Genomic DNA, 18,920 nt, shown 5'->3' on the forward strand with positions numbered 1-18,920 from the left:
AGAGGGTGACCGAGGGCGTTCGAATAACGCCAGGGCTGGGGGCGTTACTTTAATCCATCCGGGCCCCCGGCGACTAACGGCACCTGGCAAATTTCTGTAAATAACCGGTAATCGTCCGCAAGGCTGCGACCTATTGTGAGGATCGGCGCAAGGGGATGGCGGCGGGTGCCTGACGCGCCGCCCTCACAGCGCGTCAGTGGCGGGTGCTCAGTTCTTGAAGCTGGAGTGCTTGCGGCCCTGGTCGCACAGGGCGAAGACCACCACCATCACCGCCGAGACCGCCAGGATCAGCGCCACCCCGTCGGTCGAGTGAGTGGCCGAGTTGGCCACCAGGGCCAGCCCGCCCAGGGGCACCAGGCCGCCGGCGATGGCGGTGCCGATTTCACGGCCGGTACCGAAGCCGGAAGAGCGGGTCTGGGTCGGGAACTGGCGGCTGAGGAACGAGCCCTGGGGCGCGAACATCATTGGCGCCAATACCCCGGTGCCGATGGCGATGGCCAGGTAGATCATCAGCGGCTCGCCGGTATTGAGCAGGCTCAGGAACGGATAGGCGAACAGCACCGAGCACAGGCCGCCGAGCATCAGCACCTTCTTGCTGCTCCACTTGTCGCAGAGCCAGCCGAAGCAGGGCACGGCGACTATCGCCACCAGGCTGGCGATGGTCACCGACAGCGAAGTGACATGGGCCTCGACGCCTTTGTACTGGGTCAGGTAGGCCAGGGAGAAGGTCTTGAAAATGTAGCTCAGGGCGTTGTAGCCGATGGCCACGAACAGCACCACGGCCAGGCCCTTGAGGTCGTTCTTGAACAGCAGCTTGAGGGGCGAGGCCTGGGCCTTGGCGCTGTGCTTTTCCTGCGCCTTGTCCAGCTTCTCGAACTGCGGGGTTTCCGGAATGCTGCGCCGCACCCACAGGCCGACGCCGACCAGGGCGATGCTGCAGACGAACGGAATGCGCCAGCCGCCGGAGAGCAGGAAGTCGTTGCCGTTCATGGTCAGCAGGTAGACGGTCAGCGACGACAGCAGCAGGCCCAGGTTCAGGCCCAGCGCCGGCCAGGCCCCCTGGCTGCCGCGCTTGCCTTCGCTGGCGTGCTCATAGGAGGTCACCGCCGCCCCGGACAGTTCGGCGCCGGCGCCCAGGCCCTGGATGATCCGCACCAGCACCAGGATGATCGGCGCCCAGATGCCGATCGAGGCATAGCTGGGAATCAGGCCGATCAGCGTGGTGCACACACCCATCATGCAAAAGGTGATGACCAGCACCTGCTTGCGCCCGAACCGGTCGCCCAAATAGCCGAACAGCACGCCGCCGAAGGGGCGGGCGATAAAACCGATGGCAAAGGTGGAGAACGCCAGCAGCGAGGCGACTTTCGGGTTGCTGGGGTCGAAGAAGATTTTCGAGAAGACGATGGCCGCCATGGTGGCGTACAGATAGAAGTCGTACCACTCCAGCATCGAGCCGAAGATGGTCGCCGCCGCGACCTTGCGCAGGCGTTTTTGTTTTTGTTGCGGCGTTTCGCATGCGGCCGGGGCCGCCTCATGGACTGACATCTGAGGATTCCTTGTTGTTTGTAGTTATTTTCATGCGGGCGCCGGGCACCCGTGCAGCGGGGATCAACGGGCGTTGAGAATTCTCTCGGCAATCATCTGGCCGATGGGGATGGCCGAGGTCGCGGCCGGCGAGGGGGCATTGCAGACGTGGACCATGCGCGGGGTTTCGGCGAACAGGAAGTCGTGCACCAGGGTGCCGTCGCGCATCACCGCCTGGGCGCGAATCCCGGCCTCATACGGCAGCAGGTCGGCGACTTCCAGGGACGGGCAGTATTTGCGGCACTGCTCCAGGTAGCCGCGCTTGAACAGCGAGTTCTTCATTTCCGTGGTGCCGGAACCGAGGTTGTTCCAGATGGTTTTCCAGAAACCGGGGAAGGTTGCGTACTCGGCCACGTCGCGCCAGTTGATGGAGAACTTGCGATAGTTTTCCCGGCCCAGGCCGAGCACGGCGTTGGGCCCGACCGTGACGCTGCCGTCGATCATCCGGGTCAGGTGCACGCCGAGAAACGGCAGCTCCGGGTCGGGAATCGGGTAGATCAGGTGATTGACGATGGCGTTCTTCGCCGCCGGCAGGCGGAAGTACTCGCCGCGGAACGGGATGATCTGGTGGTCGATCCTGACCCCGGCCAGGGCCGCCAGGCGATCCGATTGCAGGCCGGCGCAGGCCACCAGCTGGCGGGCGCTCCAGACCTTGTCGTCGCTGCTGATGGTGACCTTGTCGGCGCTTTCGACGATGGCGCGCACCGTGGTTTGCAGCTGCACTTCGCCGCCGGCCTTCTGGATGACCCGGGCCATGGCTTCGCACACCTGCTTGTAGTCGACGATGCCGGTGGCATCGAGGAACAGGCCGCCGAGGCCGACGATGTTCGGTTCGCGCCGCTGCAGCTCTTGCGCATCCAGCCGTTCGACCTTCAGGCCGTTCTGCTGCGAGCGCTCGTACAAGGCATGCATGCGCTCGACTTCCAGCGGCGTGGAGGCCACCAACAGCTTGCCGCAGACCTCGAACCTGATCCCGTGCTGGGTGCAGAAATCCTTGGTCGCCTGGGCGCCGCGCTTGCACAGGTCGGCCTTGAGGCTGCCCGGGGCGTAGTAGATGCCGGCGTGGATCACCCCGCTGTTGTGGCCGGTCTGGTGCCGGGCCAGGAGGTTTTCCTTTTCCAGGATCAGCAGCGAGGCGCCGGGCTGGCGTTCGAGCAGCGCCATGGCGGTGGCGAGGCCAACGATGCCGCCGCCGATGATGCAGTAGTCGTAGATCATGCAGATGTCACCTTGGTTATTCTTGTTCGGGTCTGATCATCAGGTTGTCAGACAAAGCTAAGCAAACAAAAGACGCCGCGCGGCAGCGTCCGTCAGGCAGTGATTACAGGGGGTTAATCGATACTCGGCAGGTCGATTTTCAAGCGTTTGGCCGCGGCCCGCAGGTGCGCTTCGGCGCAGGCGGCGGCCTGCTGCCGGTCACCGGCGGCGATGGCTTCGTACAGCGCCTGGTGTTCGCGGCCGGCATCGGCGGAACCGCCGACCGAATGGGCCGCCGAGTTTTCCCAGGCGGTGCGCCGCGCTTCGGCCAGTTGGCCACGGAGAAAATCATGGAAGGCGACGAAGTAGTGGTTCTTGCTGGCGTCGGCGATGGCCCGGTGGAACTCCACGTCGGCCAGGGCGGCCGCGGCCAGATCGCTGCGCTGGTCGTGCATCTCCTGCAGGGCGCTGCGCATGCGTTGCAGGTCGGCGTCGTCGCGGCGCTGGGCGGCGATGGAGGCGGCCTGGGTCTCGATCCACAGGCGCATTTCGAACATCTGCACCAGGTCGGGCTTGCGGCCCTTCTGGCTGGGAAAACGGAACACGCTGCCGTTGGGATTCTGCGAAATGAACGAGCCCAGCCCGCGGCGGCTGACCAGGATGCCGTCGGCCTTGAGTTGCGCCACGGCCTCGCGCACCACCGAGCGGCTGACGTTCAGTTGCTCGGTCAATTGCTGTTCGGTCGGCAGGCGCGATTCGGCGGTCAGGCGGCCGGCGTCGATCTCCTTGCGGATCGCGTTGACCACTCGTTCGACCAGGGTGTCGGGGCGCTGGAGCTGAAGCATGGAGGAGGGGGCTCGTAAGTCAGGTTGTCAGACAATGCCGGGGCGCCGGTTTCTTGTCAAGAAACCAGTCGCTTGCTCAAAGCGGGTTGAAACAAAGCCCGTCGATCAAAGCTCGTAAAATCAAAGCTCGTAAAATCAGAGCTCGTAAAATCGCAGAGTTCGTAAAATCAAAGCTCGCTGATATAGGTGCCGGTGCCCTTGAGGATGTTGCGCAGGGTTTCCTCGACTTCCGCCAGGTCCGCCGCCGCGGTGTTGTGGCGGATCTCCAGGTGATCGCTGCCATTGAGCGCGTCGGCGTCGGCCGCGGCGATTTCGATCAGCAGGCGGGTCGGGCCCAGGGTGACTTTCACCCCGTCCAGGGTCGAGGGTTCGCCGTCCAGGGTGATCTCCAGTTCGTCCTCGTCCGGGTAGCGGGTCATCAGGAACATCTCGCCCTGGTTGCTGTGGCAGCAGAGCATGGCCATGTTGTCTTCTTCGTCGTCGCACGGGTTGGCGATCAGGTGGGCGGTGGTCATTTGCATGGGGCGAGTCCTGGGGCTGGCTCCGGTGGGGAGCGGGGCGAACAAAGTGCAATTCTGCCAGCCCGGGGGAATTTCTGCTGCTTTGTGTGTCAGAGAGTGGGTTCCCGGCGCGGGCCGTTTCTGGCACGACAGTCCCGTAAAGCCTCGGCGCGGCCGCCGTTTTGTCCGGCGGCTGCTAGTGTTGTTCAAGGCTTGGCCCGCCAGTTGCCTGCCAATGACCGAATATGTCGCAGCACCGCAAGCAGCGCGCTTGCCGCACTCGTTAAGCTGCGCAACGGATGAGCACCTGTAAAGGCATTGCCCGGCGCACCGTGGCAGTCGTTTTTGCAGATGCCCATCCGGGAACGGTGAATGTGACCTGAGCGTCTCGTACAGCTTCACCACCCTGTCATCCTGCGACCTCTGCCCGAGATCCAGGAGCAGGATGACCGACACCCCCGCAAGGGGATTGCATGCGACGCTTTACTCAATAACAAGCCCAAGCGGAGTACCACAGATGGCGTTCTTCACCGCAGCCAGCAAGGCCGACTTCCAGCACCAACTGCAAGCGGCACTGGCGCAGCACATCAGTGAACAGGCACTGCCACAAGTGGCGCTGTTCGCTGAACAATTCTTCGGCATCATTTCTCTGGACGAACTCACCCAGCGTCGCTTGTCCGACCTGGCGGGCTGCACCCTTTCTGCCTGGCGCCTGCTTGAGCGCTTCGACCACGCGCAACCGCAAGTGCGCGTCTACAACCCCGATTACGAACGTCATGGCTGGCAGTCGACCCACACCGCGGTCGAAGTGCTGCACCATGACCTGCCGTTCCTGGTGGACTCGGTCCGCACCGAGCTGAACCGTCGCGGCTACAGCATCCACACCCTGCAGACCACCGTGCTGAGCGTGCGTCGCGGGAGCAAGAACGAGCTGCTGGAAATCCTGCCCAAGGGCACCCAGGGCGAAGGCATCCTGCAAGAATCGCTGATGTACCTGGAGATCGACCGCTGCGCCAACACCGCCGAGCTCAATGTCCTGAGCAAGGAACTGGAGCAGGTGCTTGGCGAGGTGCGCGTCGCCGTGGCCGATTTCGAGCCGATGAAAGCCAAGGTCCAGGAACTGATCGATGGCATCGGCAACAGCCAGTTCGAGATCGACGCCGATGAAAAGGGCGAGATCAAGAGCTTCCTGGAATGGCTGGTGGGCAACCACTTCACCTTCCTTGGCTACGAAGAGTTCGTGGTGCGCGAGGACCACCACGGTGGCCATATCGAGTACGACCAGGACTCCTTCCTCGGCCTGACCAAGCTGCTGCGCGCCGGCCTTACCGTCGACGACCTGCGCATCGAAGACTACGCCGTGAACTACCTGCGCGAACCGACGCCGCTGTCGTTCGCCAAGGCCGCGCACCCAAGCCGTGTACACCGTCCGGCCTACCCGGACTACGTGTCGATCCGCCAGATCGATGCCGATGGCAACGTACTCAAGGAATGCCGCTTCATGGGCCTGTACACCTCGTCGGTGTACGGCGAAAGCGTGCGGGTGATTCCTTATATCCGCCGCAAGGTGGAAATCATCGAACAGCGCTCCGGCTTCCAGGCCAAGGCGCACCTGGGCAAGGAACTGGCCCAGGTCCTCGAGGTGCTGCCGCGCGACGACCTGTTCCAGACCCCGGTCGACGAGCTGTTCAACACCGTGATGTCGATCGTGCAGATCCAGGAACGCAACAAGATCCGCGTGTTCCTGCGCAAGGACCCGTACGGTCGTTTCTGCTACTGCCTGGCCTATGTGCCGCGCGACATCTATTCCACCGAAGTGCGGCAGAAGATCCAGCAGGTGCTGATGGATCGCCTGAAGGCCACCGACTGCGAGTTCTGGACCTTCTTCTCCGAGTCCGTGCTGGCGCGCGTGCAACTGATCCTGCGGGTCGACCCGAAGAACCGCATCGACATCGACCCGCTGCTGCTGGAAAAAGAAGTGGTGCAGGCCTGCCGCAGCTGGCAGGACGACTACGCTGCGCTGACTGTCGAAAGCTTCGGCGAAGCCCACGGCACCAATGTCCTGGCCGACTTCCCGAAAGGCTTCCCGGCCGGCTACCGCGAGCGCTTCGCCGCGCATTCGGCGGTGGTCGACATGCAGCACCTGCTGAGCCTGTCCGAGGCCAACCCGCTGGTGATGAGCTTCTACCAGCCGCTGACCCAATCCACCAGCCAGCCGCTGCTGCACTGCAAGCTGTATCACGCCGATACCCCATTGGCGCTGTCCGACGTGCTGCCGATCCTGGAAAACCTCGGCCTGCGCGTGCTCGGCGAGTTCCCGTATCGCCTGCGTCACGCCAGCGGCCGTGAGTTCTGGATCCACGACTTCGCCTTCACCGCGGCCGAAGGCCTGAACCTGGATATCCAGCAGCTCAACGACACCCTGCAGGACGCCTTCGTCCACATCGTGCGTGGCGATGCCGAGAACGACGCGTTCAACCGCCTGGTGCTGACCGCCGGCCTGCCATGGCGCGACGTCGCGCTGCTGCGTGCCTACGCCCGTTACCTGAAGCAGATCCGCCTGGGCTTCGACCTGGGCTACATCGCCAGCACCCTGAACAACCACACCGATATTGCCCGCGAGCTGACCCGGTTGTTCAAGACCCGCTTCTACCTGGCGCGCAAGCTCGGCAGCGATGACCTGGAAGACAAGCAGCAACGCCTGGAGCACGCGATCCTCAGCGCCCTGGACGATGTCCAAGTGCTCAACGAAGACCGCATCCTGCGTCGCTACCTGGACCTGATCAAGGCCACCCTGCGGACCAACTTCTACCAGACCGACGCCAACGGCCATAACAAGTCGTACTTCAGCTTCAAGTTCAACCCGCACTTGATTCCCGAGCTGCCCAAGCCGGTGCCGAAGTTCGAGATCTTCGTCTACTCGCCGCGCGTCGAAGGCGTGCATCTGCGCTTCGGCAACGTTGCCCGTGGCGGCCTGCGCTGGTCCGACCGCGAAGAAGACTTCCGTACCGAAGTCCTCGGCCTGGTAAAAGCCCAGCAAGTGAAGAACTCGGTGATCGTGCCGGTGGGCGCCAAGGGCGGCTTCCTGCCGCGTCGCCTGCCATTGGGCGGCAGCCGGGACGAGATCGCGGCCGAAGGCATCGCCTGCTACCGCATCTTCATCTCCGGCCTGCTGGACATCACCGACAACCTGAAGGACGGCGCCCTGGTGCCGCCGGCCAACGTGGTACGTCATGACGACGATGACCCGTACCTGGTGGTGGCGGCGGACAAGGGCACCGCGACCTTCTCCGACATCGCCAACGGCATCGCCATCGACTATGGCTTCTGGCTGGGCGATGCGTTCGCTTCCGGCGGTTCCGCCGGTTACGACCACAAGAAAATGGGCATCACCGCCAAGGGCGCGTGGGTCGGCGTGCAGCGCCACTTCCGCGAGCGCGGCATCAATGTCCAGGAAGACAGCATCACAGTGGTGGGCGTCGGCGACATGGCCGGCGACGTGTTCGGCAACGGCTTGCTGATGTCCGACAAACTGCAGCTGGTCGCGGCCTTCAACCATATGCACATCTTCATCGACCCGAATCCGGACCCGGCCACCAGCTTCGCCGAGCGCCAGCGCATGTTCGACCTGCCGCGTTCGGCCTGGAGCGACTACGACACCAGCATCATGTCCGAAGGCGGCGGCATCTTCTCGCGCAGCGCGAAGAGCATCGCCATTTCGCCGCAGATGAAAGAACGCTTCGACATCCAGGCCGACAAGCTGACCCCGACCGAGCTGCTCAACGCCTTGCTCAAGGCGCCGGTGGACCTGTTGTGGAACGGCGGTATCGGTACCTACGTCAAGGCCAGCACCGAAAGCCACGCCGATGTCGGCGACAAGGCCAACGATGCGCTGCGGGTCAACGGCAACGAGCTGCGCTGCAAGGTGGTGGGCGAGGGCGGCAACCTCGGCATGACCCAGCTGGGTCGTGTGGAGTTCGGCCTCAATGGCGGCGGTTCCAACACCGACTTCATCGACAACGCCGGTGGCGTGGACTGCTCCGACCATGAAGTGAACATCAAGATCCTGCTCAACGAAGTGGTGCATGCCGGCGACATGACCGACAAGCAGCGTAACCAGTTGCTGGCGAGCATGACCGACGAAGTCGGTGGCCTGGTGTTGGGCAACAACTACAAGCAGACCCAGGCCCTGTCCCTGGCGGCCCGTCGTGCCTTCGCGCGGATCGCCGAGTACAAGCGCCTGATGAGCGACCTGGAAGGCCGTGGCAAGCTGGACCGCGCCATCGAGTTCCTGCCGTCGGAAGAGCAGCTCAACGAGCGCGTCGCCGCCGGCCACGGGCTGACCCGTCCGGAACTGTCGGTGCTGATCTCCTACAGCAAGATCGACCTCAAGGAGCAGTTGCTCAACTCCCTGGTACCGGACGACGACTACCTGACCCGCGACATGGAAACCGCGTTCCCGCCGACCCTGGTCAGCAAGTTCGCCGAAGCCATGCGCCGCCACCGCCTGAAGCGCGAGATCGTCAGCACCCAGATCGCCAACGACCTGGTCAACCACATGGGCATCACCTTCGTGCAGCGCCTGAAGGAGTCCACTGGCATGAGCCCGGCCAACGTAGCGGGCGCCTATGTGATCGTGCGTGACATCTTCCATCTCCCGCACTGGTTCCGCCAGATCGAAGCCCTGGACCACCAGGTCTCGGCTCAGGTGCAGCTGGAGCTGATGGACGAGCTGATGCGCCTTGGTCGTCGTGCTACCCGCTGGTTCCTGCGCAGCCGTCGCAACGAGCAGGATGCCGCCCGTGACGTCGCGCACTTCGGTCCGCACTTGGCGGCGCTGGGCCTCAAGCTCGACGAACTGCTGGAAGGCCCGACTCGCGAAGGCTGGCAGACCCGCTACACCGCCTACGTCGAAGCCGGCGTGCCTGAGCTGTTGGCGCGCATGGTGGCAGGTACCACCCACCTGTACACCCTGTTGCCGATCATCGAGGCCGCGGATGTCACCGGGCACGACGCCGCCGATGTGGCCAAGGCCTACTTCGCCGTGGGCAGCGCCCTGGACCTGCCGTGGTACCTGCAGCAGATCAGCGATCTGCCGGTGGCCAACAACTGGCAGGCCCAGGCACGCGAAGCCTTCCGCGATGACGTGGACTGGCAGCAGCGGGCGATCACCATCTCGGTCCTGCAAATGGCCGACGCGCCGCAAGACATGGAAGCCCGCGTGGCCCTGTGGCTTGAGCAGAACCAGAGCATGGTCGAGCGCTGGCGCGCGATGCTGGTGGAAATCCGTGCCGCCAGCGGCACCGACTACGCCATGTACGCGGTGGCCAACCGCGAGTTGCTGGACCTGGCCATGAGCGGTCAATCGGGCCTTGTAGCGGCCTGATCGAGCGGTAAATGAAAAAGCCCCGTATCGCGAGATACGGGGCTTTTTTCATGGCCTCAAGAAATGCTGTAGCCGCTTCTGTAGGAGCGAAGCTTGCTCGCGATCCGCGCAGCGGCCAGGCGCCTTTTTATCGGCTTGGCCTTGTGCTGTTTGTACTGACGTTATCGCGGGCAAGCCTCGTTCCTACGGAGTATCTGCTGCCAGGCGCTTACTGCTTCAGCGGCGTCAGCACTTCGTCCTTGGCGTCCTTGAGCATGAACACCAGCAGCCTGGCGGGTTTGCTGGCGCTGGCGTTGGCCGACACCGGGTGCTGCGAGCCGGCCGGTTCGTACCAGGATTGGCCTGCCTTGTAGGTGATGGCCGGTTCGTCGTTGACCCGCGAGGTGATCTCGCCTTCGAGCACATAGGCCAGGGCCGCGCCCTTGTGCATGTGCGGCACCGTGGCCTGGCCCGGTGCGTAGTCGACGGTGAGCATCAGCGCGGTCTTGCCCGGCAGGTTGTTCAGGGCATGTTCCTGCAGGATCCTGGTTTTTTCCTGGCCGTACTCCGGGTCATGGGCAGCGGCGCCCAGGGCGGTGAGCAGGGTCAGGCCGGCGAGGGCGCAGGTCAGGGCAGCGAGGGTCTTCATGGTCGGTTTCTCCGGTGCGAAAGGGGTCGGCTCAAGGTAAGCCCGCTGGTGCGACCGGCCTATAACCAATCCCGGCAAAGAAGCGCAGACCAATGCCTCAGTGTTCGAAGTCGAGGGCGCAGGCCAGGCGGCTGGCCAGCAGGTCGATGAAACCCTGGGCCGCCGGCAGATGGAAATGCGCCTGCATCTCGGCCGCCGAGCGCCACTGGCCGCTTACGGTCCAGCGGTGCGAGTCCGCTGTGTTGCACTGGGCGCTGTACGCCAGGCAACCGGGAGCCTCGCGCAGGGCGGCGAGAAGCGTGGTCAACTGCTGGCCAAGCTCCTCCGAACGGCCCTGGGCGGCCCTGATCTGCACAATATTGATGGCTGGACTGGACATCTAGAACCCTCCGCGAGTCCTGTAGCCGTTGCCGCAGGCTGCGATCGGCTTGGGCGGCACTCCGACGGAGCAGGTGCAGAATCTCAAGATCGCAGTTGCAGTCACGGCGTTTGCTGGAGGCTCAGAATAGGGCCGCAAGATTGCAACAAAAATAACCAATCCCCGGGAAAAGCCCGGGGCCAATCAGGCGATCTGTTGCAGGATGTCGCGCACCTTGTCCAGGGCCGGGTCGATGTCCAGGGTCTCGATGGCGCCAAAGCCGATGAACAGCCCGTCCCTGGCCGGCTCCTGATAATAGAAGCCGTGCAGCGGGTAGAGCCCGACCTCGACCTTCTTCGCCAGCTCCAGCAACAGCGGGATATTCACCGGCACCTTGCACAGCGCCGCCATGTGGAAGCCGGCGGTGGACGGCACCGCCTGCAGCCAGGGCGAGAGGTCGCCGTTCAGGCGCTGCAGGATGCGCTCGCGGCGCCCGGCGTACACCGTGTGGCAGCGGCGGATGTGCTTGAGCAGGTAACCCTCGGCGATGAACTTGGCCAGCGCCCATTGCGGCAGGGTCGAGGTGTGGCAGTCGGTGAGGCGCTTGGCCTTGATCACCGCGCCGAGGATCGCCGGTGGCAGCACCGCGTAGCCCAGGCGCAGCTGCGGCAGCATGGTCTTCGAGAAGGTCCCGACATAGGCCACCACGCCGCGCTTATCCAGGCTTTGCAGGGAATCGGTGGGGCGCCCCTCGTAGCGGAAGTCGCTGTCGTAATCGTCCTCGATGACGATCGCCCCCAGCTCCCGCGCCCGCTCCAGCAAGGCCTCGCGGCGGGCCGGGCTCATGGGCATGCCCAGGGGGAACTGATGGGACGGGGTGACGTAGATCAGCCGTACGCCATCGGGAATCCGCTCGACCTGGATGCCCTGGTCGTCCACCGGCACGCCGATCACCGTCGCGCCCTGGGCACTGAACAGCAGGCGCGCCGGGGTGTAGCCGGGGTCTTCCATGGCCACCAGGCTGCCGGGTTCGAGCACCACCCGGGCGATCAGGTCCAGGGCTTGTTGCGCGCCGTTGCAGACCACGATGTCGGCGTCGCTGCAGACCACGCCGCGCGAGAACGAGACATGCCCGGCAATCGCATTGCGCAGCGCCGGCAGGCCTTCCGGCTGGCTGTAGAAACCGCCGCTCTGGGCGATCCGCCGCAGGGCGTCCTGGGTGCAGCGTCGCCACTCTTCCTGGGGGAACTGATTGCGGCTGGTGGCGCCGCCGATGAACTCGTAGCGCGAGGTGCCTTCCAGAGTCGGATGGCGCAGGGGCGAGGGCAGCTCCCGCCATTTTTCCAGGCTCTGTGCGCAGGCCAGGTCGGCGGCGCTCTGCTTGGGTTCGGCCTTCACCGGCCGGGCATTGACGAAGGTGCCGCGGCCGATCCGGCCGATCAGGAAGTTCTCGTAGGTCAACAGGCTGTAGGTGTCCGACACCGTCTTGCGCGAGATCCCCAGTTGCTCGGCCAGCAGGCGGCTCGGCGGCAATTGCGCGCCCGCCGCCAGCCGCCCGCACTCGATGGCGTCGCGCAGTTGCCGATACAGCTGGTCGGCCAGGTCCTTGCGCCCGTTGATGACGACATGCAGTTCCATCGATGACATTCCAAAACGATCAGTGCCCGCCAGATTACCCGCCCGGCCGGGTTTGGTGTAGCGGCCTGGTATCGGGATTGGCCTGACATCCTGGCGCGGACTGCGTCCGCGATCGCAGCCTTCGGCAGCGGCTACAGGGTTCGGCGCTGCCTTCGGACCGGGCGGTGTAGCCGCTACCGCAGGCTCGGGCCGCGTTCGGACGATAAGCCCGAAGGGCTTCGGCGGTCTTGAGCCGACCCCGGCCCGATGGACTGCCGATAAACCCCCGGATTGGCTATAGGGGCAGGCCGACGCGGACCTTAGGCTGGGGGAACACCAACACACGCTCAGGGTGACTCCCGATGGAACCCCGCCTGGATTACTACAGCGCCTCGCCGGAAGCCCTCAAGGGCTTGTTGATGCTCGAGGCACAAAGCTTCGACCTGTCCATCGAGAAACCCCTGCTGGAGCTGGTCAAGATCCGCGTCTCGCAACTCAACCACTGCGCGTTCTGCGCCGACATGCACGCGGTGCAGGCGCGCCAGAACGGCGAGAGCGAGCGGCGCCTGTACGCCCTCGGCGTGTGGCGCGATTCGGCGTTGTTCAGCCCGCGGGAACGCTCGGCGCTGGCCTGGAGCGAGTCGGTGACCCTGTTGTCCGAATCCGCGGTGCCGGATGCGTTGTTCCAGGCCGTGCGTGGCGAATTCAGCGAGCGCGAGCTGGTCGACCTGACGGTCGCGGTGGCGGCGATCAACTGCTGGAACCGCCTGGCCGTGGCGTTCCGCCAACAGCCCAGCGTCTAGCCCGGATTCCTTTTCCATCCACGCCAGCCAATGCTCGGCAAACGGCTGCTCGCGACAGGGCCCGAACACACAACCTCAAGGCCGCTGCGGCTTCACCGAGGTGCCGAAGGTATTGCCCATCCGCGTGCTGGTGGCGGCCGGAGTGGCCAGGCCCATCTGGTTTGGCGGGCGCTTGTGGACCGGCACCTGCAGGGCTTCCTGGTTCTTCTGCTCGGCCTTGGCGCCGTCGGGGTTGTTGCCCATCTGCTGGCTCAGGCAACCGTAGTCCGGGGCCTTGTAGCCACCCACGCTGACATCGATACACCCCTCCGTGGGCGTTTTGCCGGGAGCGGCGGCGGGCGCTTCGACGGGCGTGGCGGCGTGGCCGGCCAGCGGCAGGGCGCCGAGCATCAGGCTGGCGACAAGGGTGCGAAGCTGTTTCATCGGGGGCCTCCTGGCGGGCCCGGGAGGGGCCGTTGCGGTCCTTGAGTGTAAAGCAAGGCGGGTGGCGCAAAGGTGATGGTTTTTTTGCGGGCACCGTCACATCAGGTTCATAAACTGGCCTCAGGATGACGGTTTTCAGGGACAGGTCAGCCGTGCAGCGACGCCGAGCAAAGGTCGGGTATCGGTCTTTCTTTCACGCGGTGTTCGCGCGCTGGGGGCTTGCGCTGCTGTTGGCGCTGGCCGCCTCGGGCGGGTTGCGGGCGGCGCAACCCGCGCCGCCGATGGTGGATTCGCACCGGCTGCTGGACCTGGACATCGCCGCGCAAGACCTGGCCGAAGCGCTGGAACTGTTCAGCCGCTCGACCGGGATGGCGGTGCTGGTGGACCGCGAGCTGACCCGAGGGCGTCGCTCGGTACGGGTCCAGGGGCGCTACAGCGCCCGGGACGCCCTGAGTCGCCTGCTGACAGGAAGTGGTTTGATGGCCCGTTACGCCCGTTCCGATGCCTTTACCTTGCAAGTCGCCCAGCTCAGCGATGCACCTGCCCCCAAGGGGACGGGCGGCGGTGCCGGGGCCTGGGCCAGCGACAGTTTCGCCAGTGCGCTGCAACGCGCGGTGGAGGCCGGCCTGTGCCGTTCGGAACTGACCCGGCCGGGGCGTTATCGCGCGGTGCTGCAACTGTGGATCGACCGCGGCGGGCATATCGAGCACAGCCGCCTGGTCACCACCACCGGCGATCTGCGGCGCGACGAGGCGCTGGTGCAGAGCCTGAGCGAGACCTGGGTCGAACGACCCGCGCCAAGTTCGCTGCGCCAGCCAGTGACCTTGCTTCTGATACCCGACAGCGCAGGAAAACGCATGGATTGCAGACAACGCCAGGGAGCCTCCGGGGCATGAAGAATACCGGGCACAGTGCGATGGTCAGGTTGTTCCTGACCTCCTACGACGACTTCAAGGTACGTCTGCGCCGGCGCCTGGGCTCGGAGGACCTGGCCAACGATGTGCTGCACGAAACCTACCTGCGGGTCGACCGCATGGAAGAGCCGCCGAACCTCGCCCAGCCCAATGCCTACCTGTATCGCATGGCCCTGAACATCGCCGCCGACCGCCGCGAGGCCGATGCCCGGCTACTCACCGGCAGCGAGGTCGAGGAACTGCTGCAGATCAGCGACGAGGCCCTGGACCCGTCGCGGGTGGTGGACGGGCAGAAGGAAATCCAATCGCTGCTCAAGGCGCTCTACGAACTGCCGGCGCGCCGCCGCAAGATCTTTATCGCTGCGCGCCTGGAGGAGGCGCCGCACCTGGAAATCTCCCAGCGCTTCGGCATTTCGACACGGATGGTCGAGAAGGAAATCAAGGCTGCCCTGGGCCACTGCGCCTCGCGCCTTGAAAGAAAAGTGATTCAGCGGTTCGGTCCCGGCGCCGGAAAACCGTCCTAGTCACTAAAGGTCCCGATTAATCCGTGAGTACCCGCACGCTTGAACATCTTTAGCATCTCCACTTCTCGGGCGACACCGGACCACCGGCTGCGCAACGAGGCCCAGGACTGGCTGCTCCTGCTGACCTCGGGGCGGGCCACCGCGGCCGACGCCCGGGCCTTGCAGCAGTGGTGCGCGCAGAGCCCGCAGCATGCCGAGGCCTTCGAGCAGGCCAAGTTGCTGTGGCACAGCCTGAAGCCGGCCGCCGAACGCTGCCAGCAACAGGCGCAGCCGCGGCGCTTCGGCCGCCGGGCCTTTCTCGGTGGAGCGCTGGCGGCCTCGGTGGCCCTGGTGGCGGTGCGGGTCTCGGTGCCCGGCGGTTTTGCCGGGCTGAGCGCCGACTACCGCACCGAGGTCGGCGAGCAGCGCCGGGTCGAACTGGAGGACGGGCTGAGCCTGGAACTCAACACCCAGACCCGTATCAGCCGGCGCGAACTGGCCGACGGCGGGCAGGGCATCGAACTGCTCGAAGGCGAGGTCGAGGTGTTGAGCCAAAGTGCGCTGCCGGTGCGGGTCCAGGCCGGCAACGGCTGGCTGAGCGCCTCCCAGGCACGCTTCAATGTGCGCAATACCAACCACAGCGTCTGCGTGACCTGCATCGATGGCGCGCTGCAGGTCGAGGTCGGCGGCCGGCTGATCCGCCTGGACAGCGGTCGCCAACTGACCTACGACAGCCGCCAGGTCGGCGAGCCGACGGCGGTGGACCCAACGGCGGTGATCGCCTGGCGCGAGCAGGTGCTGGTGTTCGACAACGCCACCCTCAACACGGTGATCGACGAGATCAACCGCTACCGTCCGGGCATGCTGGTGCTGCTCAACGCCGAGCTGGGCAAGCGCAAGGTGCAGGCGCGCTTCAACCTCAACCAGCTGGCCGGCGTGGCGCTGCTGATCCGTGACGCCTACGGCGCCAAGTGCACCGAATTGCCGGGCGGCGTGGTGTTGTTGAGCTGAGACCTGCCACCTGGATCTGTAGGAGCGAAGCTTGCTCGCGATAGCGTTCGTTCAGGCAACCCGCGTGGCCTGGATCGCGGGCAAGCCTCCATTTCGACGGGGGCGCGAGTTTCTGTAGCCGCTGCCGAGCGCAGCGAGGCTGCGATCGGCTGCGCAGCGGTCGTAAACCGGGCAATCCAGTTTTCCTGGCAAACCGCGTGCTCAGGTTTGGCGAGGACTTCGTCCTCGATCGCAGCCTCGCTGCGCTCGGCAGCGGCTACAGGTGCGGCGTCCAGCTCGACGCGGCAATCATTCCAACGGCCCCAGCACCTGGCGATAACGCTCCTCGCCCTGGGGCGTCTGCCGCACCAGGCGGATCTCCAGGCCTGGCGGGTTTTCCTTGCGGTTGCCGCTGAGCTGGCGCCAGCCCTTGTCCCGATCCCAGACCCGCAGTTGCAAGTCGCTGACGTGCTCCAGCACCGCCACGCCGTTTTTCGGCGCGGGCAGCGGATAACGATCGCGGGCCGGCGCCGCCGCGCGGTACAGGGTGTCGCCCTTGAGCCACCAGCGCACCCGTTGCAGGCCCTCGCCGGGCGTCGCCGAACTGCGGATCACATCCAGGCGGAAGGTGCCGCTGTCGGCGCTGCGCACGGTGAGGGCCGCCGGCACATCGACGGCTTCGGCATCGGCCCCGGCCGGCACCGGTTCCATCAGTTCGACACTGGCCCGCAGCGCCACGTCCCGTTCCAGCTGGTGCAGGGTGCGCAGCAGTTCCTCGGTCTGCTCGCTGCTGGCCTGCAAATGGCTGTCGGCCCGGCTGACGCTGTCCAGCCCGCGCCAGGCGATCACGCTGACCACCGCCATCAGCAGGATCGCCACCATCACCTCGATCAGAGTAAAGCCGCCTTGGCGCTGGTTGGTCCGCGCCCTCATGGCTGTGCCACCACCCGGACCACGCCTGTGGCGGTGCGTTGCACCGTCAGGCTGTGCCGGCCGTCGGACAGTTGCACCTGCAGCGGCGCGTCTATCCATTCGGCGTTGAGCACCAGCCGCGGGCCGGGCTCGATGCGCACTTTGATCGTCGGGCTTTCCCAGGGCCGCGGGCGCAGTTGCGGGTCGTCCTTGAACTGGTCGAGGCCGCGGCCGTCGTCGCTGGGCCGGCTGAAGGCGAAACCCTTGGCATCCGCCCGCCAACTGATGGGCCGGCCATCCACGCGGGCCTCGGCCTGGGCCACCTGGAGCAACTGCGCCAGGCGCTCGGCATCTTTGCGCAGGCCCTGCAGCGGGTCGGGGCGGATGCTCAGGCTGATGGCGGCGCTGGCGATCCCGATGATCACCAGCACCACCATCAGCTCGATCAGGGTGAAGCCCTGTTGTCGGGATGGGGTCATGGGGCGCGCTCCTGTGCGTCGGTTTTCATCCTGCCCGGCGAATGTGAAATAAAAACGTGACCATTTCGCGCTAGGCTGCGAAGACGGACAAACAGGAGGTCCTTGCCATGGCATTCGTCCATCGATTTTCCCCGCCGCAGCTGGTGCAGTCCGTGGCCCTGCTGGCGATCGTGGCCGGGGTGGCGACCTGGTCGTCGCTGCTGCTGACCCCCGCCGAGTCACGCACCCCGCAGGCGCCGCCGCAAGCCCTGGCCGCCCAGGCGCAGAGCCCGGCGCAGCAGTGGTTTTCCAACCAGCCGCTGGCGCTGGACATCAAGGTCACCGGGCTGATGGCCAGCCCCCGCGGCGCGGTAGCGATCCTCAGCCTCAACGACGCGCCGCCGCGCAGCTTCCTGGTGGGCGAGCGCCTGGCCCAGGGCGTGCAACTGGTGGCCATCGAGGGCGACGGGGTGGTGATCGAGCGCGGCGGCGAGCGCTCGCGGCTGGATGTCAGCAAGTTGCCGGAAAGCCCGGCGCTGCCGGTGCTGACCCGGCAGTGATGGCTCTGTACGACAAGTGGCTGCACGCTGGAGCCTTCGGCGCTACGCAGGCCATGCCTAGCGGAGTCCCCTGTAGGAGCGAGCTTGCTCGCGATGGACCCGAGAACGCCGCGTTCATCCACTCAACACGCATTATCGTTAACGTCCATCGCGAGCAAGCTCGCTCCTACAGGGTTATTCCTTAGCGATTGGGGTTTTTCGGTGTCCGCGCAACCAGGGTGTCCAGGCGCGCCAGGGGCGGGGCCTCGCGGCTGCGGTCGAGGACCCGCACGCTGACCCGGGACAGCCGTGGGTCGGGGCTGGGCGCGATGTTCTGTTCGCAGCGCAGCTTGAGCCGGCCCTGATCGCATTCGATGTTTTTGGTCCCGGGCGGCAGGCGGCCTTCCAGGCGCAGTTCCGCCAGGCGCGACTGGGCCGCCAGCAAGGCGATGGATTTATCCCGCAACAAACCATTGCTCTGGGTCATCAACCCGGCCACGCGGATCGCCGCCGACATGGCCACGGCGATGATCGCCAGCGCCACCAACACCTCGATCAGGGTGAAACCCCGCTGTTCAGCGGCTGGCGGTCCGGCGGGTCGTTTGAGTAGTGGCTGGCGTGGCCCCGGCATGGACGTCTCGTGGCGCAAATGGAGGCTTGCAGGCTACATGGCAAATTTGACCGATTGGCTACGGACGCTCCCGAGCAACGTCAATATCACTGACATATTTTCTTGTAACACTGCCCGACGAATCGAAATCAAGCCAAGGAACGTCGAGATGGATGTCGTGCGCTTCACGTCACACCCCGGATCCTGCTGTCAGCCCCGCCTCCAGCCCCGCCGCCCACGCGGACAGGGCGGTTTCACCCTGATCGAGATCATGGTGGTGGTGGTCATTCTCGGGATCCTCGCCGCGATGGTGGTGCCCAAGGTACTCGACCGTCCGGACCAGGCCCGGGCCACCGCGGCCAAGCAGGACATCGGCGGGCTGATGCAGGCCCTCAAGCTCTATCGCCTCGACCACGGCACCTACCCGAGCATGAACCAGGGCCTGAAAGTGCTGGTGGAGCGCCCGGCGGATGCCAAGAACAGCAACTGGCGCTCCTACCTGGAACGCCTGCCCAACGACCCCTGGGGCCGTCCTTACCATTACCTGAACCCGGGGGCCAATGGCGAAGTGGATGTGTTCTCCCTGGGGGCCGACGGCCAGCCAGACGGTGACGGCGTGAATGCCGATATCGGCTCCTGGCAGTTGTAAG

Annotated in this window: 18 protein-coding genes; 7 read left to right on the plus strand and 11 right to left on the minus strand. The window is 65.4% G+C overall.

What is annotated here, in order from left to right:
* Positions 1 to 207: 207 nt before the first annotated feature.
* The 4 genes from AC07PQ_RS08420 to AC07PQ_RS08435 all read right to left on the minus strand — a co-directional run bounded on the left by AC07PQ_RS08420 (position 208) and on the right by AC07PQ_RS08435 (position 4,150).
* Complete coding sequence (locus AC07PQ_RS08420) at positions 208 to 1,548, minus strand: MFS transporter (RefSeq protein ID WP_493184887.1); 1,341 nt, start codon at positions 1,546 to 1,548, stop codon at positions 208 to 210.
* 63 nt (positions 1,549 to 1,611) lie between these two features.
* Positions 1,612 to 2,805 carry an L-2-hydroxyglutarate oxidase gene (gene lhgO / locus AC07PQ_RS08425; protein WP_493184886.1) on the minus strand — a complete coding sequence of 398 codons (1,194 nt, stop codon included), beginning with the start codon at positions 2,803 to 2,805 and terminating at the stop codon, positions 1,612 to 1,614.
* 113 nt (positions 2,806 to 2,918) lie between these two features.
* On the minus strand, positions 2,919 to 3,629 hold the full coding sequence (locus AC07PQ_RS08430) for a FadR/GntR family transcriptional regulator (protein WP_007925785.1): 711 nt from the start codon (positions 3,627 to 3,629) through the stop codon (positions 2,919 to 2,921).
* A gap of 167 nt (positions 3,630 to 3,796) precedes the next feature.
* Positions 3,797 to 4,150 (minus strand): hypothetical protein, encoded by a 354-nt coding sequence (locus AC07PQ_RS08435; RefSeq protein ID WP_493184885.1) that lies wholly within the window; start codon positions 4,148 to 4,150, stop codon positions 3,797 to 3,799.
* A 496-nt stretch (positions 4,151 to 4,646) separates the two neighbouring features.
* Between AC07PQ_RS08435 and AC07PQ_RS08440 the strand changes: the two genes are divergently transcribed.
* The gene (locus tag AC07PQ_RS08440) at positions 4,647 to 9,515 is read left to right on the plus strand and encodes an NAD-glutamate dehydrogenase (RefSeq protein WP_493184884.1); all 4,869 of its coding nucleotides are present in this window, start codon (positions 4,647 to 4,649) and stop codon (positions 9,513 to 9,515) included.
* A gap of 208 nt (positions 9,516 to 9,723) precedes the next feature.
* On the opposite strand, the gene AC07PQ_RS08445 is transcribed toward AC07PQ_RS08440, so the two are convergent.
* The 3 genes from AC07PQ_RS08445 to pdxR all read right to left on the minus strand — a co-directional run bounded on the left by AC07PQ_RS08445 (position 9,724) and on the right by pdxR (position 12,139).
* Positions 9,724 to 10,143 carry a cupin domain-containing protein gene (locus tag AC07PQ_RS08445; RefSeq protein WP_493184883.1) on the minus strand — a complete coding sequence of 140 codons (420 nt, stop codon included), beginning with the start codon at positions 10,141 to 10,143 and terminating at the stop codon, positions 9,724 to 9,726.
* 97 nt (positions 10,144 to 10,240) lie between these two features.
* A complete protein-coding gene (locus AC07PQ_RS08450) occupies positions 10,241 to 10,522 on the minus strand; it encodes an antibiotic biosynthesis monooxygenase family protein (protein ID WP_007925793.1) in 282 nt (93 codons plus the stop codon).
* Positions 10,523 to 10,705: 183 nt separating this feature from the next.
* Positions 10,706 to 12,139 carry a MocR-like pyridoxine biosynthesis transcription factor PdxR gene (gene pdxR / locus AC07PQ_RS08455; RefSeq protein WP_493184882.1) on the minus strand — a complete coding sequence of 478 codons (1,434 nt, stop codon included), beginning with the start codon at positions 12,137 to 12,139 and terminating at the stop codon, positions 10,706 to 10,708.
* Between the two features lie 341 nt (positions 12,140 to 12,480).
* On the opposite strand from pdxR, the gene AC07PQ_RS08460 reads away from it, so the two are divergent.
* A complete protein-coding gene (locus AC07PQ_RS08460; RefSeq protein WP_007925797.1) occupies positions 12,481 to 12,921 on the plus strand; it encodes a carboxymuconolactone decarboxylase family protein in 441 nt (146 codons plus the stop codon).
* A 75-nt stretch (positions 12,922 to 12,996) separates the two neighbouring features.
* On the opposite strand, the gene AC07PQ_RS08465 is transcribed toward AC07PQ_RS08460, so the two are convergent.
* A complete protein-coding gene (locus AC07PQ_RS08465) occupies positions 12,997 to 13,344 on the minus strand; it encodes a hypothetical protein (RefSeq protein WP_493184881.1) in 348 nt (115 codons plus the stop codon).
* 281 nt (positions 13,345 to 13,625) lie between these two features.
* Here AC07PQ_RS08465 and AC07PQ_RS08470 point away from each other — a divergent pair, with 281 nt between their 5' ends.
* From AC07PQ_RS08470 to AC07PQ_RS08480, 3 genes are read left to right on the plus strand one after another with little or no spacing between them, the layout of a single operon-like run.
* Complete coding sequence (locus tag AC07PQ_RS08470; protein WP_493185313.1) at positions 13,626 to 14,240, plus strand: STN domain-containing protein; 615 nt, start codon at positions 13,626 to 13,628, stop codon at positions 14,238 to 14,240.
* The gene (locus AC07PQ_RS08475) at positions 14,237 to 14,782 is read left to right on the plus strand and encodes an RNA polymerase sigma factor (protein ID WP_493184880.1); all 546 of its coding nucleotides are present in this window, start codon (positions 14,237 to 14,239) and stop codon (positions 14,780 to 14,782) included. The genes AC07PQ_RS08470 and AC07PQ_RS08475 overlap by 4 nt, the downstream gene beginning before the upstream one ends.
* Before the next feature lie 39 nt (positions 14,783 to 14,821).
* Complete coding sequence (locus AC07PQ_RS08480) at positions 14,822 to 15,772, plus strand: FecR family protein (protein WP_493184879.1); 951 nt, start codon at positions 14,822 to 14,824, stop codon at positions 15,770 to 15,772.
* A 288-nt stretch (positions 15,773 to 16,060) separates the two neighbouring features.
* On the opposite strand, the gene AC07PQ_RS08485 is transcribed toward AC07PQ_RS08480, so the two are convergent.
* Positions 16,061 to 16,684 carry a PulJ/GspJ family protein gene (locus tag AC07PQ_RS08485; RefSeq protein WP_097137032.1) on the minus strand — a complete coding sequence of 208 codons (624 nt, stop codon included), beginning with the start codon at positions 16,682 to 16,684 and terminating at the stop codon, positions 16,061 to 16,063.
* Positions 16,681 to 17,142 carry a type II secretion system minor pseudopilin GspH gene (gspH, locus tag AC07PQ_RS08490; protein ID WP_092418651.1) on the minus strand — a complete coding sequence of 154 codons (462 nt, stop codon included), beginning with the start codon at positions 17,140 to 17,142 and terminating at the stop codon, positions 16,681 to 16,683. The genes AC07PQ_RS08485 and gspH overlap by 4 nt, the downstream gene beginning before the upstream one ends.
* A 107-nt stretch (positions 17,143 to 17,249) precedes the next feature.
* Here gspH and AC07PQ_RS08495 point away from each other — a divergent pair, with 107 nt between their 5' ends.
* Positions 17,250 to 17,681 carry a type II secretion system protein N gene (locus AC07PQ_RS08495; RefSeq protein ID WP_007930664.1) on the plus strand — a complete coding sequence of 144 codons (432 nt, stop codon included), beginning with the start codon at positions 17,250 to 17,252 and terminating at the stop codon, positions 17,679 to 17,681.
* Between the two features lie 181 nt (positions 17,682 to 17,862).
* Here the strand turns inward: AC07PQ_RS08495 and gspI are convergent, their stop codons facing one another.
* On the minus strand, positions 17,863 to 18,291 hold the full coding sequence (gene gspI / locus AC07PQ_RS08500; RefSeq protein ID WP_007930666.1) for a type II secretion system minor pseudopilin GspI: 429 nt from the start codon (positions 18,289 to 18,291) through the stop codon (positions 17,863 to 17,865).
* Between the two features lie 148 nt (positions 18,292 to 18,439).
* Here gspI and gspG point away from each other — a divergent pair, with 148 nt between their 5' ends.
* Positions 18,440 to 18,919, plus strand: a complete 480-nt coding sequence (gene gspG / locus AC07PQ_RS08505; protein ID WP_007930668.1) for a type II secretion system major pseudopilin GspG — start codon at positions 18,440 to 18,442, stop codon at positions 18,917 to 18,919.
* Position 18,920: the final 1 nt, after the last annotated feature.

The organism is Pseudomonas sp. GW821-FHT09E12 (genome assembly GCF_059416085.1).